This is a genomic window from Pseudomonas sp. FW305-28 (assembly GCF_017351395.1).
Lineage (GTDB): Bacteria > Pseudomonadota > Gammaproteobacteria > Pseudomonadales > Pseudomonadaceae > Aquipseudomonas > Aquipseudomonas fluorescens_AA.
This window is the reverse complement of sequence record NZ_JACNDD010000007.1, coordinates 62,844-78,700: the sequence shown is the minus strand read 5'-3', so window position 1 is coordinate 78,700 and position 15,857 is coordinate 62,844. Positions and strand designations below refer to the sequence as shown.

Here is a 15,857-nt window from a genome sequence, read left to right as displayed (position 1 = left end):
ATCATGACCCAAGCCATTCATAAACTGCTGGTCGCCAACCGTGGCGAGATCGCCGTGCGGATTATCCGCGCCGCCAAAGAACTGGGCATTCCCACCGTTGCTGCGTGCAGCGAGGCGGACGTCGATTCCCAGGCCGCGCGCATGGCCGATGAGGTGCACATTCTTGGCCCGGCCCGTGCCGACAAAAGTTACCTGAACGTCGAGGCCTTGCTCGGCGCCTTGAAAGCCACGGGCGCCAACGCGGTGCATCCCGGTTACGGCTTTCTGTCGGAGAACGCCGATTTCGCCGAAGCGGTGGTGGCTGCCGGCGCCATATTCGTCGGCCCGAGCGCGGAGACGATCCGGCGCATGGGTGATAAAGCCGAGGCACGGCGTACCGCACAAGCCGCTGGCGTGCCGGTGGTGCCGGGTTCGCCGGGTGAACTGTTCGACGTCGAGTCGGCGCTGCAGGCTGCTCAATCCGTTGGCTTCCCGTTGTTGATCAAAGCTTCGGCCGGTGGCGGCGGGCGCGGTATTCGGCTGGCGGAAAACGCCGAGCAACTGAGCGAAGAATTTCCCCGCTCCCAGCGCGAAGCCCAAGCGGCGTTTGGCAATGGCGCTGTGTACCTGGAGCGATTTATCAGCCGGGCTCGGCATATTGAAGTGCAGGTGTTGGGCGACGGTCAGCACGCGGTGCATTTGTTTGAGCGCGAGTGTTCGCTGCAACGGCGCCGGCAGAAAATCTTCGAAGAAGCGCCGTCGCCAGTCCTCAGCCAACAGCAACGGGAAAACCTCTGCGAAAGCGCCGTGCGCCTGACCGAATCGTTGGGCTACAAGGGCGCCAGCACCCTGGAATACCTGTACGACGACACCACTGGCGAGTTCTTCTTTATCGAGATGAACACGCGGATTCAGGTGGAGCACCCGGTCAGCGAACTGATCACCGGCATCGACCTGGTCCAGGCCATGTTGCGCATCGCTGGCGGCGAGCCGCTGGGCTTCAAGCAAAGTGACATCCGACTCAACGGCGCCGCCCTGCAAATGCGCCTGAACGCGGAAGACCCGGCGCGAGATTTCTTCCCGAGTCCAGGCCTGGTCGAGGAACTGATCTGGCCGAACGGCGCGGGCATTCGCGTCGATACGCATCTGTATCAAGGCTACCGTGTGCCGCCGTACTATGACTCGCTGCTGGCCAAACTGATCATTCACGGTGCGGATCGCACCGAAGCCCTGGCCCGAGCGCGAATGGCGGTGGCGCACACCACGCTCACCGGCATGGCCAACACCTTGGCGCTGCACGGTGAATTGCTGGAGCAACCGTGGCTGCACAGCGCCGACTTTCACACCGGCACTCTGGAAACCTGGCTGGCCGAGCGCCGCAGCGGAGGTGAAGCATGAGTACTCCCATCCGCTACAGCTTTGGCGCCGATGAGCATTTGTTTGCCGAAGTCAGCGACAGCATGTCCCTGGACGCGTTCTTCAAAGGCTTGGCCGTTACCCGCGCCGTGGAACAGCTGGCGCTGGATGGCGTGCTCGATATCTGCCTGGCCAACGCGTCATTCCAGATTCGTTTCGATCCGGATCGCATCGCCCCTCACACCTTGCTCGAAGCGGTAAAAAACGCCGAGGCCGGGGCCGTTGCCGAGCGCACGTTGCAGACGCGGATTATCGAGATTCCGGTGCTCTACAACGATCCATGGACCCACGAAACCCTGATGCGTTTTCGCGACCGCCATCAAGACCCGAGCGCCACGGACCTGGAATACGCCGCACGAATCAACGGTCTGGCCGACGTCGATGCATTCATCGCGGCCCACAGTGGCGCGCCGTGGTTTGTCTCGATGGTTGGCTTCGTTGCCGGGCTGCCGTTCATGTTCCAGATGGTCGAGCACGAGCGCCAGTTGCAGGTGCCCAAGTACCTGCGCCCGCGTACCGACACACCGAAATTGACCCTTGGTCACGGCGGTTGCTTTGGTTGCATTTACTCGGTGCGTGGCGCCGGCGGTTATCAGATGTTTGGCGTCACCCCCGCGCCGATCTACGACCCGCAACAGAACCTCGCGTACCTGAAAGAACACATGGTGTTTTTCCGTCCAGGCGACATCGTGCAGTTCAAACCTATGGACCGTGAAGCCTACGACCACGCGGTGGCTGACGTGGAAGCCGGTTGCTTTGATCTGCGGATTCGGCCGGTGGAGTTTTCGCTGGACGCGTTCCTCGCCGATCCCGTTGGCTATCCCAAGTCGTTGCAGGAGGTGTTGGCATGATCAAGGTCCTCAAACCCGGCCTCGCCACTTCGGTACAAGACCTGGGCCGCGAAGGGTATTACCACTTGGGCATTCCGCCCTCCGGCGCGCTTGATCAATACGCCTTGAGCGCGGCCAATCAATTGGTCGGCAACCCGGCAGGTCTGGCGGCGCTGGAATGCACGCTGCTCGGGCCTGAGTTGGAGTTTCAGGAGGATGCATTGGTGGCGGTCAGCGGCGCGCACATGACGCCACGGGTCGATGGCGTGGAAATGCACCACGACACCGCGTTCACCGTGAAGGCCGGGCAAGTGCTGCGCTTTGACTTTCCCAAGGCGGGTGCCCGCGCTTATGTGGCGGTAGCCGGCGGCATTGATGTGCCGGTGGTGCTCGGCAGTCGCTCCACCTATGCGCTCGGCGCGCTCGGTGGCTTTCAGGGGCGACGCCTGATTGCAGGCGACGAATTGCCGATAGGCATCACCAGTGGCAAGAGCCGCGCCGGGGCCAGTTTGCCCATGGCGTTACGGCAATCATTGGGTGGCGAAATCACCCTGCGGGTGGTGCCCGGTTTGTACTACCACCGCTTGACCGAAGCGGCGGCGAAGAGCTTTTTCGCCGAGCCGTGGACGGTCGGCTCGGAGGCCGACCGCATCGGCTATCGCTTCAAGGGCGGCAGCGCGCTGAGCTTTCAGCCCCGGGAGCAGCCGTTTGGCGCCGGTTCCGATCCGTCGAACATCGTCGACAGTTGCTACCCGATTGGCTCGATCCAGGTGCCCGCCGGGCTCGAACCCATCGTGCTGCACCGTGATGCAGTGTCCGGTGGCGGCTACGCGATGATTGGCACGGTGATCAGCGCCGACCTCGATTTGATCGGCCAGATGCAACCCAACCAGAAGGCCCGCTTTGTCGCGGTAACCCTCGAAGAGGCGCTGCAAGCGCGACGTTCCTATAAGAAAAAGCTCAGCTGCCTGAGCAAGCTGTTCCCTTCCTGATTCTGCCCGCCGTCTAGCGCGGGCCATGCCAAACGGTACGCCAACGCCGCACTTCGGTGCGGGGACGGCTGCCCGCGCTTCAACCTTTGATTGGTTTTGGAGTTCACGCATATGGCTGCTTTATCGCAATCGAGTCAAACCGGGCAAGACCCGGCGCATCATCCTGTTCCCACCGAAGCGCGCATGGGTCGACTGTCCCTGACCATGGCCTGGTGGGCGGTATGCAGTGCAATGTTTTACATCGTGGTGGGTGCTTCATTGGCGTTGTCGTTCGGTGCGCGCAATGCGCTGATCGGCATGGTCCTGTCGGTGATCAGTTATGGACTGGTCAACAGCGTGCTAAGCCGCTTTGCGGTTCGCAGCGGTTTGTCGGTGGCGTTGTTTTCACGGCTGTTGTTCGGCAGCACCGGAGCGAGCCTGGCGACGTTGATTTTCTTCTCGACCGCGATCTATTACGCGGTGTTCGAAGGTTCGGTGATTGCCGTCGCGCTCAATCACCTGTACCCGGAACTGGTCTATCCGCTGGCGGCGTTGGCGGTGGTGCTCTACAGCGTGCCAATGATCCTGGGCAGCGTGCAGCACTGGCTGGACAAGCTCAACGGCGTATTGCTGCCGGTGTACCTCGGTGGTTTGCTGGTGGCGGTGGGCCTATCGATCAGCCGTTATGGCTACCAGCCGCAATGGCTGGAGTTCGGCCCGGCAACGCCTAGTGCATTCGGCTGGTGGGATTGTTTTGTCGCCTACATGGGCGTCTGGGTGTTGATGCTGTTCACCTTCGACTATGCGCGCTTCGGCAAACCTGAAGACGCCGAGTACCACGGTCGCTGGAACTTCGGCATGCCGTTCTACGCGGTGACGTTTCTGCTCAACGGCGCGGCGGGCATTTACCTGGTCAGCAGCATCCCCCACGAAGGCGCGCTGAACGAAGTCTCGGTGGTGATGGCGATTTTGCAGTTGATGGGCCTGTGGGGATTGCTGTTTGTCTGGGCCACGCAAACCCGGATCAACACCGCCAACTATTACTTGGCGACCCTGAACATGCAGGCGTTCTTCGGTCGATTTGGCCTTCGCGGTTCATACCTGATGTGGGCAGTCGCGGTGGGGGTGATCGTCTACGGTTTGATGCTCGCGGACGTGTTTGCCTACATCCTCAAGGCATTGGCCTATCAGGGGATTTTCGTGGTGGCCTGGGTGGGTGTGGCGTTGGCGCAGATTGTCTACGGACGCAGTGACGTGGCAGCGCTCGAGCGGGTGGCCGCGTTTAACCCGGTGGGCTTGACGGCCTGGTTTGGCGCCACCGCATTGGGTCTTGCGTTGATGTTTTCCGGCGGCGGCCTGAGCAGCTTTTCCGCGCCATCTACCGTGATAGTTGCATTTGCCTTGCAAGCAGGCTTATCCCATCGAAGCCGGTTGCGGATGCGGTTGGCAGAGTAGAGTTTTGCAGTCACTCATCTCAGCGCCTGGAAGTACGTCTTGGAATACATTTCAAAATGGATCTGCGTGAAGTGCTATGGAGCTCGATGGCGCTGAAAGCCCCGTATTTACTGGGTTTCAGGCACAAAAAAAGACGTCCGTGGACGTCTTTAGATGATGAAGTGGTGGAGCCGGGGGGATTTGAAGCTATCGGATATATGTATGAAATATAAAAAGAAAATATTGGTTGTAAAGCTAGGTGGAATACCTTTTGGAATACCTGACCGGTTGAAAGCGAGCTCGGCATGCTGATATGAATCTTGAGGTTCGTCCGATTATCCGTGCTTGCGGAACCTCCTTCATCGACTTGATGGGGCACGCTAGCGTCAGAATTACTGCTCATCAGGGCCTCAATGATTTGATCGCGTTACACGCCGTGCTGCTTGGCTAGCGGGTCGAGTCGGGCGATCAAGATTATGGATAGCAGGATGTTGACCTGCTTCTTGCCAGCGGAGCGCTCGGTGAATGTGCTTACGGTTCCGGCGCCTCTTGACTCCGTGATTATGCCTTCAGTCCATTGCGACCTGTCTCTTATTGGTCGACGAGCATCAGCAGCTCTTGGAGATTGCTGATGGGGCTGCTTGAGAAGGTGGGTGGGTGGTTCTTCTGAATCCCGCTCCCAGGCGCAGCGCTTTTCACCGTTTTTACTGGCGAATCACTACAGCAGTGTCCTTCATGCTGATAGACTTCAGCCGACTTTAAACGACTATGGCTGCTTAAGCTTGAGCGTAACCATAATGAACACTGAACCTTGGGTCACTGCTGAACAGGTTTCCCTTCACTTGGGGGTGGCCAAAGACACAGTGTATCGCTGGCGCGAGCGTAAGGCTTTGCCGGCGCACAAAATTGGTCGTCTATGGAAGTTTCAGCTATCTGAGGTCGATGAGTGGGTGCGAGCGGGTGGCGCAGACGAGCACCAAAACTCAGGGAATGAGCAATGACTACTCCGAGCCACAATGAAGCGCAAACAAGAGCTCAGGTCATCGACTCTCAGCTTGCTCATGCTGGCTGGTCTCAGAGTCGGCGGACTCTTGTCGAAGAATTTTTGCTCAAAACAGCCGAGCCTGCCGGCAACTATGGCAATGAGCAATTTGCTGACTACGTTCTTCTCGGTTCAGATGGTTATCCGATTGCTGTAGTCGAGGCCAAGCGGTCATCGCGTGATGAGCTTGCTGGAAAGCGTCAGGCCGCTGACTACGCAGACGCAATCAACGCCAAATTCGGTAAGGACCCTTTCATTTTCCTCACCAACGGCAAAGAGATTCAATTCTGGGATCGTGAACGCTATGCGCCCCGAAAAATCTCGGGGTTCTACACGCGAGACGACTTAGAGCGACTGCGCCATCAGCGGCAGTTTGCTCAGCCGCTGGGCGGTGTCACCATCAACGCCGCGATCGCAGGGCGCGACTATCAGAACGAAGCCATTCGGCGTGTCACTGAAGGTGTAGATGTGGCCAAGCGTAAGTTCCTGCTGGTGATGGCTACAGGCACAGGTAAGACTCGGACGACCATCGCCCTTGTTGATACTTTGCTGCGATCAAAGCGCATACAGCGAGTCCTATTCCTGGCCGACCGCCGGGAATTAGTGCGCCAAGCTATGTCGGAGTTCAAGTCTCACTTACCTAACGAGAGTTTGGCTCGCATCGAGTCCGGCGAAACCTCCGGTGCACGCATTCAGTTCTCGACCTATCCCAGCATGATGCAAGTTTATTGGCGCCTGTCGGTTGGTTACTACGATCTGATCGTGGCCGATGAAAGCCACCGTTCTATCTACCAACGATATAAGGCCGTCTTCGATCACTTCGACGCCATCCAGCTCGGGCTGACCGCGACCCCCACGGACTATATCGATCACAACACCTTCGAGCTGTTTGATTGCGGCGACGGCGCGCCCAGCTACTACTACAGCTACGAGCAAGCGATTGCCGACCAGAACCTAGTTAACTACCGCGTGCTGGATGCACAAACCAACTTTCAACTTCAGGGTATCCAGGGCGACGCACTACCCGAGCCATTGAAACAGATGGCTCGCGATCAAGGAGTGGAGCTTGATGAGCTCAACTTCGACGGCAGCGACATCGAAAAGGGAATCATAAACCAAGGCACCAACGACGCCATGGTGCGAGAGTTTATGGATAAGAGTCGCAAAGATGTGCGCGGGTTACCACACAAGTCCATCATCTTCGCCGTCAGCCACGCCCATGCAAAGCGGCTCTACGAGGGATTTAACCGTCTGTATCCTGAGCTGCAGCGCCAAGGCATGGCTGAAATTATCGATAGCCATATGGAGCGCGCTGACGCGACGCTGGATGATTTCAAGTACCGCACCATGCCGCGTGTGGCTATATCGGTGGACATGCTCGATACCGGCGTAGACGTGCCTGCCATCCAAAACCTGGTCTTCGCGAAGCCCGTATTTAGCAAGGTTAAGTTCTGGCAGATGATCGGGCGCGGCACGCGGCTGCATACCGACAAGGCCACCGGTGAGATCAAGAAAGATTTCTTGATCATCGACCACTGGAAAAATTTCGCGTATTTCAAGCTCAAACCCGACGGCGAGGTCGACCATCCCAGCGAACCGCTACCGGTTCGTCTGTTCCGACTGCAGCTTGAAAAGTGGCAACTCCTGGAAGCACAGCAGCAAGACACACAAGCCACCATTGCCGATCTGCAGGCGATGCTGCAGGCATTGCCCCGTCACAGCATCCATGTCCGTCCGCACTGGGACAAGCTCGATGCGCTGGCAGCGCAGTGGCCAAAGCCCAGTCAAAGCGCAATTGAACACCTGTCGCAAGTCATCGCCCCACTGATGCGACTAGCTCCACTAGCTGGCCTGGATGAACTTCAATTTCGCATTTGGTGCGAGCGTCTCTCAGTGGCTTGGCTTAAAGGTGATGCAAGCGAACAGGCTAAAGTGCGTGTGCGCATTCACGACGCGGTTGAAAGTCTGGCCGAAAACATACCTGAGGTACAGCGTGTGGCCGAACAACGTGCCTGGATTAAGTCGGCCGGCTTCTGGCAGCACTTGGATATGGCGCGTTTGCTCACACTGCAAACCGTGTTTGCCCCGCTGATGCGTTACCGTACTACAACACCCAGCCGCACGGTTGAAATTAACCTGCCGGACAGCATTACCCAGCGCAGTTGGATCATCTACGGCCCCACAGGCGAAGGTGCTTTTGCCGAAAGCTATCGCGAGCAGGTAGAGGCGCTGGTGCGCCAATTGGCTGACCAGCTTCCTGAGTTGGCCAAGCTCAAGCAAGGTGAGCATTTGGGCGATGACGATTTGGAGCGAATCAGCGATACGCTGAACCAGGCTGATCTGTTCGTCACCGAAGACACCTTGCGCAAGGCCTTTGAGGCTCCCACCGCATCGTTGGCCGACTTCCTGCGCCATATACTTTGCGAAGGTGCGCACCTTCCTAACCGAGAGCAGCGCATCAGTACCGCGTTCGATGCGTTCATTGCCGCACACGGCTATTTGCGTGCCAACCAACTCAACTTCCTGCGGGCCGTAAAGGCTGCTGTGCTGCGCCATGGGCGCATTACCCGCGCTGCACTCAACGAACCTCCGCTGTCGCGTGTAGGGCGCGTGGAAACGCTATTTCCGTCGCGAGACATCGACGAACTCATCAATCTCACCAACAACTTGTTGGATGAGACTGCCTGATCCATCAAGGACACTGTTGAATGCTTGCCCCTCATATCAAGAAAAAAGTCGACGAACTCTGGAACCGTTTCTGGGCTGCCGGCCTCACCAACCCCTTGGTGGCAGTCGAGCAGATCACCTATCTACTCTTTCTTAAACGACTGGAAGACATAGATTTCAAGCGGCTAGAGCGTGGTTTTCAGTCAATTTATACTGGTTTTGAAGGTTGTAGGTGGAGCTACATCCGCCATGAAAAAACCAATCCGAATCACCTAATCGACATAGTGTTTCCCTGGCTCCGCGAGCTCGAAAAACATTTCACCAACACTAGCGCTGACGGTACTGAGCTGGCCAGCTTGAATAACCGCATGGCTGATGCTTACTTTCAGCTCGATCCTAACAAAGGCAAGGTGTTGTCGGATGCTATTGACGCTATCGACCAACTCTTCGCGCGTGCTGGTGAGGGTTCTGCTGCCCAAGACATCATGGGCGACACCTTTGAGTACCTACTCAGCGAAGTCGCTACGGCGGGTAAGAATGGCCAGTTCCGCACCCCACGTCATCTGATCCGGTTTATGGTGGAGTTGCTCGACCCCGAGCCTGGTCAACGTGTCATCGACCCTGCCGCCGGAACAGGTGGCTTCCTGTTTAGTACCCAGCAGCATCTGATGCGCAAATACTCAGCGCAAGAAAACCTTGTGCTCGAATGGGATGGCACTCCACATCGTACCGATGGCGCTGCGGCAACATCTGAGCAATACGCCGCTATCCATAACGGAGCCAATTTCGTCGGCTTGGATAACGACCGGACCATGGCCCGCATCGGCTGGATGAACCTGGTGCTGCACGACGTCACCGACCCGCATTTGCTGCAAGGCGACTCACTCAGTAAGCGCGAAGGAAAGGCCAAGCTCAAGGAGCTGTTGGAGCCAGGCAGCTACCAGTTCGTGTTGGCCAACCCACCCTTTACCGGTACGGTCGACAGCGGCGATCTTGAGCCCGATACCTTACTTTTTCCGCGTGTCGGCGGTGGCGGCAAGAAAAAAGGGGACACGATCACCAATAAGAGTGAACTTCTCTTTCTATGGTTGATGCTCGACTTGCTGGATATTGGTGGCCGCTGCGCAGTGATCATTCCCGAGGGCGTCCTGTTCGGTAATACCGATGCTCACGTGCGCCTGCGCCGCGAGCTCCTTGCCGAGCACGTGGTGGAGGGAGTCATCTCTCTTCCAGGTGGGGTCTTTCAGCCCTACACCGGCGTTAAGACCTCCGTCTTGATTTTCAGAAAAGTCACACGCCGTGACAACAAACAAACCTTGCCCAGCAACGCCACACCATTCAGTGAACACGTCTGGTTTTATGAAGTGGAGGAAGACGGCTACTCCAAAGATGCCAAGCGCAGTGCCCGTCCTGGCCAACAGAACGACCTGTGGGATGCGCTTGAAAAGTTCAAAGCCTGGATTTCTCAAGGACGCTCAGGCGCGCAGCTCAATGAGAAAACGCTGTTGCAACCCCGCTTCTACACTGAGCGGTGGCGTCAGGCCCTGCTGCGCGATACCGCCGACAAGCTTACGCCTGCTGGTGAGGCATTTTCAGCTTTAGCCGACACCAGTATGTGGGACGGTCAGGTGTGGAGTATTCGCGAGCTGTTTCCCGAGCTTCCTGCCGATCCCAAAGAGGCTGAAGAGAAGGTGCGGTCAGCCTCTGGGAGAGTGTTGATTGAATTGGCAATTCAGGTATTTACCCCAGCTGCACAAAAGGCCTGGAATGCCACGATTAGCGCACGCCTTGCCGAAGAAACCACCGATTCCGAACTCATTGATGCTTGGAAAAAAGCGTCTAAGCCCTTTGAGGTGGAATTCAAGAGATTGGCCCGTGAGATGGAGGCCTTTTTCGAAAAAGAAGACTCTCCAGCGCTCTCGATCTGGAAAGACTTAGTTAAGGCAGCACTCGCTGAGGTCCAACTCGACGTCTATGTGCTGGGCCTATTGCGAGGCAATCAGCCGCCCAAGGCCATGGCGGTACATGACATCGGAGAAAAGCTGACTGAAACGGCCCGCGAAGTCGCCAAACTCGACGGCTTCGACGTCACCCTGCGCAGCTTAGCTATTGATCAGGCCACTGAGCTCAGCGCGGCCAAGCATTGGGTGGTGCCTGTGCGTGACTGGGCGCGCAACGACGAATGGCAGAGTGAAGATGGTCAGCTCATAGGCTCACACGATGCCGATGGCTGGGTGCGCCCAAGCTACGTGCAAGCAATGTTGGCCGATGGGCTTTACGACGACAAGGGCGCACTCAAGGATGGCTTGCTCGACCCGGACTGTATTGAGGCACGTGAGTGGAACCTGTCCGCTGGGCAGTACAAGCCTTTTGATTTCACCCAACTTAAGAGCGACAAAAGTGTAGCTGAGTTAATCGGCACACTCAAAACCACCGAGCAAGACATCATCAATGGCTTGGACAAGTTGCTAGCGATGGTGGAGGGGCGGGAATGAGTTTGCCTGAAACGTGGGAGCAAGCTCGACTAACAGATGTTTGCGAGCTCAACCCTAGGCTACTTGCCGAAGATCGACCCAATGACGGTACCACCGTCACTTTTGTGCCTATGTCCGCTGTCGATGAAGATAGCGGCGTTATCAGCAAGCCAGAAACCCGTTCGTTTACAGAGGTTGCCAAGGGTTATACGAGTTTTCGTGAGCGCGACGTGCTATTTGCGAAAGTTACGCCCTGTATGGAAAACGGGAAAGCCGCAGTCGCACGCGATCTTGAAAATGGATTGGGCTTTGGGTCCACAGAGTTTCATGTACTACGCCCGACCGGAGTCGTACTTCCTGAATATGTTTTCAGTTTTATTCGGCAGAAAGCCTTTCGTGATCGGGCCGCAGCTGCGTTTGTGGGAACAGGAGGCTTGCAGCGGGTACCGCCTGATTTCCTCTCTCGAGTGAAGATCCCGCTTCCTACACTCCCCGAGCAGAAGCGAATCGTCGACGTGCTGCGGCAGACGGAGGTAGTGGCTAAGGCCAAGAAATCCATCAGCGATCAATTTGACCACCTAGTTCGGACGGCTTACTGGGAGTACTTTGGTAAATGGTTCACTGCTGATGGTTTGATTGATCCCGTTCGAATTAGCGACTACGTGGCGGACTCCCAGTACGGAGTATCCGAAGCCATGGGTGAGACTGGAACGCACGCGGTGTTGCGTATGAACAGCATCACCACCAGTGGCTGGATAGACCTGTCAAACCTCAAGTACGCCAGTCTGTCGAAAAAAGACATCAGTTCTACCGAGTTGCGAGATGGAGACCTTCTGTTCAACCGGACGAACTCCAAGGAGCTGGTCGGTAAATGTGCTGTTTGGCGCCCTGTTGCCGGCACATACAGCTTTGCTTCTTACCTCGTACGCTTTCGCTTAAAGCCAGAAATGCTGCCGGAATACCTTTGGGCGACTTTAAACAGTGCCTACGGGAAATATCGTCTTTTGAATTCGGCCAAACAGGCTGTCAGCATGGCGAACGTAAGCCCGACAGGCTTGGGGCGAATAACAGTGCCGCTTCCACCACTGCTTCTTCAAGAGGCGTTCGCTAAGTTCGTGCGTAAAATTGAGCTACTGCGAGCACAGATGCTTAGCAAGCTGGAGTTGTATTCTGAATTGCAGGAGATCATTACTCAGAGAGCCTTGATTGGAGAGTTGACTGCCCAATGGCGAGCACTTCATACGGACGAAATCGTCGAGGCTGGCAAGGTTCGTGATGCGCTACTACGCAAACACGGAGCAAAGGTCTCTCTGACTGCTGCCGCCAAAACCAGCTTCCTTGCACAAGCCGATATCACAGTGCGCCCCGCGCGCCATTGGCTACTCGCCGAGCTCAGCGAATTCCAGCGCCGCGTCCTGAAGGGGTTTAGCAGGTATGAGTTTCATCCTGTGTTCACCGAGGATACTTCTGACTTCGCGGCTTTCTGCGATAGCGATGCAGTTCGCGATGCACTTGGCGGGCTGGAGTGGTCACCGAACCAAGTCGGCCGCGCTCTCGGTGTACTGGCTGATTTGGGGTTGATTGCTCAGGTCAGCATTCTTCGCCGCGACGTCGCAACCAACAGCGACAATTTTCATAAGGCGTTTCGTCCGCTGCGGGAAGACGAGCGCACGCGTTTGGACGACATCTCTGCATTGAAGCGCGTGTCGCGCTTTGGTGATGAGGCCGACGTGTCCTACCATTTTCGAGCGTCCCTTGACCGTGAAACGTCCGCGCGGGCGGGCGCTGACGAAATGTTTCAGGTCACACAGCTCGAAGACGAGTATGGTCACTCGCGAACTGAGTGGATCGATCAGGGCCGTCATTATGCTGACCTTAATGCGCTACGCGATGATCTCGCGAAGCGATTGGGCGTCGCGCCGATTTTGGTGACCGTGGAGGAGATTGCATAGTGCGACTTCGATACTTGCACTTGCGAAACTATCCGCCGATATCTGAGCTCCGAGTGCGATTCGCCAGCGGCTCGCCGCTCGGGCGCGATTGCGCAATACGTTTCGTGATCGGACTCAACGGTAGTGGAAAGTCGAACCTCTTACGTGCGGTGGCGGAGGTGTTCCTCGCTTTAGCCGACGAACGCCTACCGCCGTTTCCTGTGAGCCTTATCTATGAACTGGGGAAGCGCGGCGAGAAAGGTCACCGAACATTTTTAGTCGATTGCTTTGGCAGAAAGTCCGAAGCAAGCATCTGGATGAGAGAGGGCTTTTATTGGCCAGACGATACGAGCGTGGAGGCATTTGACGCTGCTGTGATGCGCATTCGCGCGGCCGATATGCGGGACCCCGAGATGTTTTCACAGTATGAACTAGAGCCGTTCGTACTACCTGGCACGTGGCCCCAGTCGCCTGGGATTGCAATGCCATCAGCCGTGCTGGCGTACACCACGGGTGACATTCGCCCCTGGCGTTCTGTCTGGGGGCGCAATCAAGATGGCGTGTCTGCTGCCGAGGTGAACAGCCAAGAAGTAAATGATGAGCGCCCACCAGGATGGACTATGGCGCTTGAGCGAGCGCTTTCGCCTGCAAAAAATAACGCGGAAGATGGCGCGTCGCTTGAGGCGGATGATATTGAGCGTGAGAGGCGCATCAACAGCGCTGGGCGACCCATACTGCTAGACGCGACGCTATTGAAGTGCGCGTTACTCGCTGTCGTGTTGTCACGCTCGCGACCTGCGGTTGACTCTCACAATGAAAGTAAGCAAACCGACGGGTTCGCAAAACTGCTGTCGGATGGTGCGTGTGACCATCTTGTGACCATCGCGTTTCGGGGACGCTTTCTGCCGAAGGAGTGGGGACAGGAAATTCAGGATTTGTCGTTAAAGTGGTGGCTATGCGCAGGGGAGGTAATAGCCGAGCCGCACCCTACTGATTTGCGACGAACCGTGATCTTCGATATGGGCGGGCAGTTTGATGCGCGGACGCTACCCGTGCAAACGGGTGACGACGATCTAAACATCTGTAAAACGCAGCGACAAGCCCTCCTGCATTTGCTCGGCGGTGAGTCGGCTACACCTTTCAAATTGTTTGAGCGATTGCTGACGCTGAGAGACGCTGAGCTTTTTGAGGATGTGCAACTACGGATGCGCCGAGCGCCAGCGCCAGATGCGATATCGAGCGCCACAGCAAGTGATGTCGGTGTGCTTCGATATGAAGAAATGTCAGACGGTGAGCAGATGTTCCTTGGCAGGATGGCATTGTTTCACCTGTTAAAAGGGCAGCAGGATGCGCTGCTATTGCTCGATGAGCCAGAAACCCATTTCAACGACAAATGGAAGCGTGAGATTGTTGACATCATTGATGACGCAATTGGCGATACCGCAAACGACGTATTAATTTCAACTCACTCTGCCATCGTGCTCTCTGATGTGTTCAACAACGAGATCGTGATGGTGAAAAAAACTTCGGAAGGCTCTTCCGTGCGCAGCGTGGACGAGCCGACGTTCGCCACCGACCCGAGCGCGTTGATGATGACAGTATTCGGTGCCGATGACAGCATTGGCAAACGTGCCCAAGAATTTATTGAAAGCAAGCTTCGGCAAGCCACCGGAACACCTGCTGAAATGGCAGATTTGGAGCATCTAATTCTCCGGATGGGTTCGGGCTTCTATCGCAGTGAGTTGCGTACCCTGCTTAACAGCTGGCGGGGTAAAAATGATTAAACCAATCTATCGTGTTTCATGTTCTCCCGCGCTGGCCGCTTGCCAGCGGTTGATGCAGCGCTTTGCGCTGTGGCTGTGCGATCCTACGACCACAGGCGCTCACATTAGTCATCAGGCGTTACAACCTCCGGTTCTGGCCAGCGCGATTGAGGCGGATTGGTTATGGGACTTTCTCCAGTGCGTTGACGCTGGCCAATCGCTGTTGAGCCGGGCACAAACTGTGGCGGCTATGCCGCCAGTCCAGAAGGTAGCGTTGGTCGCTTGGATACAGACTGTCACGGCGCTTGCAACGCAGTTTCAGCCAGCGCCCACCCCCTGGCCAATCAATCGCCCAATTGCGAATAAGTCTGACTGGCTTGCGTTCAAAACCCTGATGGAAAGTTTTTACAAAAAGGGGTTTAGGAGTGGTTTGCCCTATTTTCCCAATGGCGCACCCACTGCTGCAGGTGGCGTGAACTATGCCGACTATGTAAGCGCTTTCCGCAATGCGCACCGGCTTAATCCTGCCCCCTATGCACGTGAGATTTGTGTGTTGTGCGGCGGCCCGCTTGGCGACACACCGCACGTCGACCACTGGATCATCAAGAGCGCGTTTCCTCTACTCAGCATATGTGAGGACAACCTGCAATTAATCTGCAGCACTTGCAACGAGGCTCCGAATAAGGGCGACAAACCAGTGCATTCCGCTGGCAGCTTTACTGATTGGTTTCACCCATATTTTCGTCCTGGGAATGGGGTTTTGCAGCTCGGGTACGTGCTACCTGAGCTATCTGTGCGTTGCTCCGCCACCACTCCTGCTGATCAGCCAAAAGCCGACAAGCTAGACGCGCTACTCAATCTAACCAGCCGGTGGTCGCGCGAATTCAAGGCGGAATATGCCAAGCATCAGGATGTATTGATACGTAAGGAAAAGCGTCGGCTACAAAGCGCACAAGCTCGCCACACCCCAGTCGAAATTCAGTCTTACGTCGAGCAGTGGCAGATTAACCTTGCCGTCGGTGAGCCTCATTACGAAGTGTATCAAGCGCTGGCTGCTGCTTTGCAGGAGCCAACGCGGTTAGCTGCTTGGCACTCTGAGTTGGCACTAGTCAATTAACTCCATATAGCCGGCGTGATTTGTTTAGCGGTGCTGTGTGGCGCTTAAGTGCGGCGGAAGAAAGGCAGCAATAGCGCGTGCAAATCGTCGAACGCTTGTTAACGTGCTTGGTAGCGTTTGGCGATGAGGTTGGCATCTCGGGCTTTCATAGGGCCTCACTGGCATTGGGTGGGCGGTCGAAAGGTGCAGGACGCCGACGGCCTGCGAGGTTGTCGAGGCCATGGTGGCGAAAT

The 15,857-nt window shown here is 56.6% G+C and carries 11 protein-coding genes; all 11 read left to right on the top strand.

Annotated features, from left to right (window positions below; translation table 11 throughout):
• Positions 1-3 precede the first annotated feature (3 nt).
• The 11 genes from J4E53_RS03390 to J4E53_RS03340 all read left to right on the top strand — a co-directional run bounded on the left by J4E53_RS03390 (position 4) and on the right by J4E53_RS03340 (position 15,624).
• Entirely contained in the window at positions 4-1,377 is a 1,374-nt protein-coding gene (locus J4E53_RS03390; protein ID WP_103308907.1) for an acetyl-CoA carboxylase biotin carboxylase subunit, read from the top strand.
• A complete protein-coding gene (locus J4E53_RS03385; protein ID WP_103308908.1) occupies positions 1,374-2,246 on the top strand; it encodes an allophanate hydrolase subunit 1 in 873 nt (290 codons plus the stop codon). The genes J4E53_RS03390 and J4E53_RS03385 overlap by 4 nt, the downstream gene beginning before the upstream one ends.
• Positions 2,243-3,217, top strand: coding sequence for a biotin-dependent carboxyltransferase family protein (locus J4E53_RS03380; protein WP_103308909.1), 975 nt, complete (start codon positions 2,243-2,245; stop codon positions 3,215-3,217). Before J4E53_RS03385 ends, J4E53_RS03380 begins: the two co-directional genes overlap by 4 nt.
• A 111-nt stretch (positions 3,218-3,328) precedes the next feature.
• Entirely contained in the window at positions 3,329-4,651 is a 1,323-nt protein-coding gene (locus J4E53_RS03375) for a cytosine permease (RefSeq protein WP_060739238.1), read from the top strand.
• Positions 4,652-4,707: 56 nt separating this feature from the next.
• Positions 4,708-4,863, top strand: coding sequence for a hypothetical protein (locus J4E53_RS03370; RefSeq protein ID WP_158249656.1), 156 nt, complete (start codon positions 4,708-4,710; stop codon positions 4,861-4,863).
• 564 nt (positions 4,864-5,427) lie between these two features.
• The gene (locus J4E53_RS03365) at positions 5,428-5,631 is read left to right on the top strand and encodes a helix-turn-helix domain-containing protein (RefSeq protein WP_103308910.1); all 204 of its coding nucleotides are present in this window, start codon (positions 5,428-5,430) and stop codon (positions 5,629-5,631) included.
• The gene (locus J4E53_RS03360; RefSeq protein WP_103308911.1) at positions 5,628-8,360 is read left to right on the top strand and encodes a DEAD/DEAH box helicase family protein; all 2,733 of its coding nucleotides are present in this window, start codon (positions 5,628-5,630) and stop codon (positions 8,358-8,360) included. The genes J4E53_RS03365 and J4E53_RS03360 overlap by 4 nt, the downstream gene beginning before the upstream one ends.
• 20 nt (positions 8,361-8,380) lie before the next feature.
• Complete coding sequence (locus J4E53_RS03355; protein ID WP_103308912.1) at positions 8,381-10,834, top strand: class I SAM-dependent DNA methyltransferase; 2,454 nt, start codon at positions 8,381-8,383, stop codon at positions 10,832-10,834.
• Complete coding sequence (locus tag J4E53_RS03350; protein WP_103308913.1) at positions 10,831-12,765, top strand: restriction endonuclease subunit S; 1,935 nt, start codon at positions 10,831-10,833, stop codon at positions 12,763-12,765. Before J4E53_RS03355 ends, J4E53_RS03350 begins: the two co-directional genes overlap by 4 nt.
• A gap of 104 nt (positions 12,766-12,869) precedes the next feature.
• Positions 12,870-14,528 (top strand): AAA family ATPase, encoded by a 1,659-nt coding sequence (locus J4E53_RS03345; RefSeq protein WP_256587176.1) that lies wholly within the window; start codon positions 12,870-12,872, stop codon positions 14,526-14,528.
• Positions 14,521-15,624, top strand: coding sequence for an HNH endonuclease (locus J4E53_RS03340; RefSeq protein ID WP_103308915.1), 1,104 nt, complete (start codon positions 14,521-14,523; stop codon positions 15,622-15,624). Before J4E53_RS03345 ends, J4E53_RS03340 begins: the two co-directional genes overlap by 8 nt.
• The last annotated feature ends 233 nt before the right edge of the window (positions 15,625-15,857 follow it).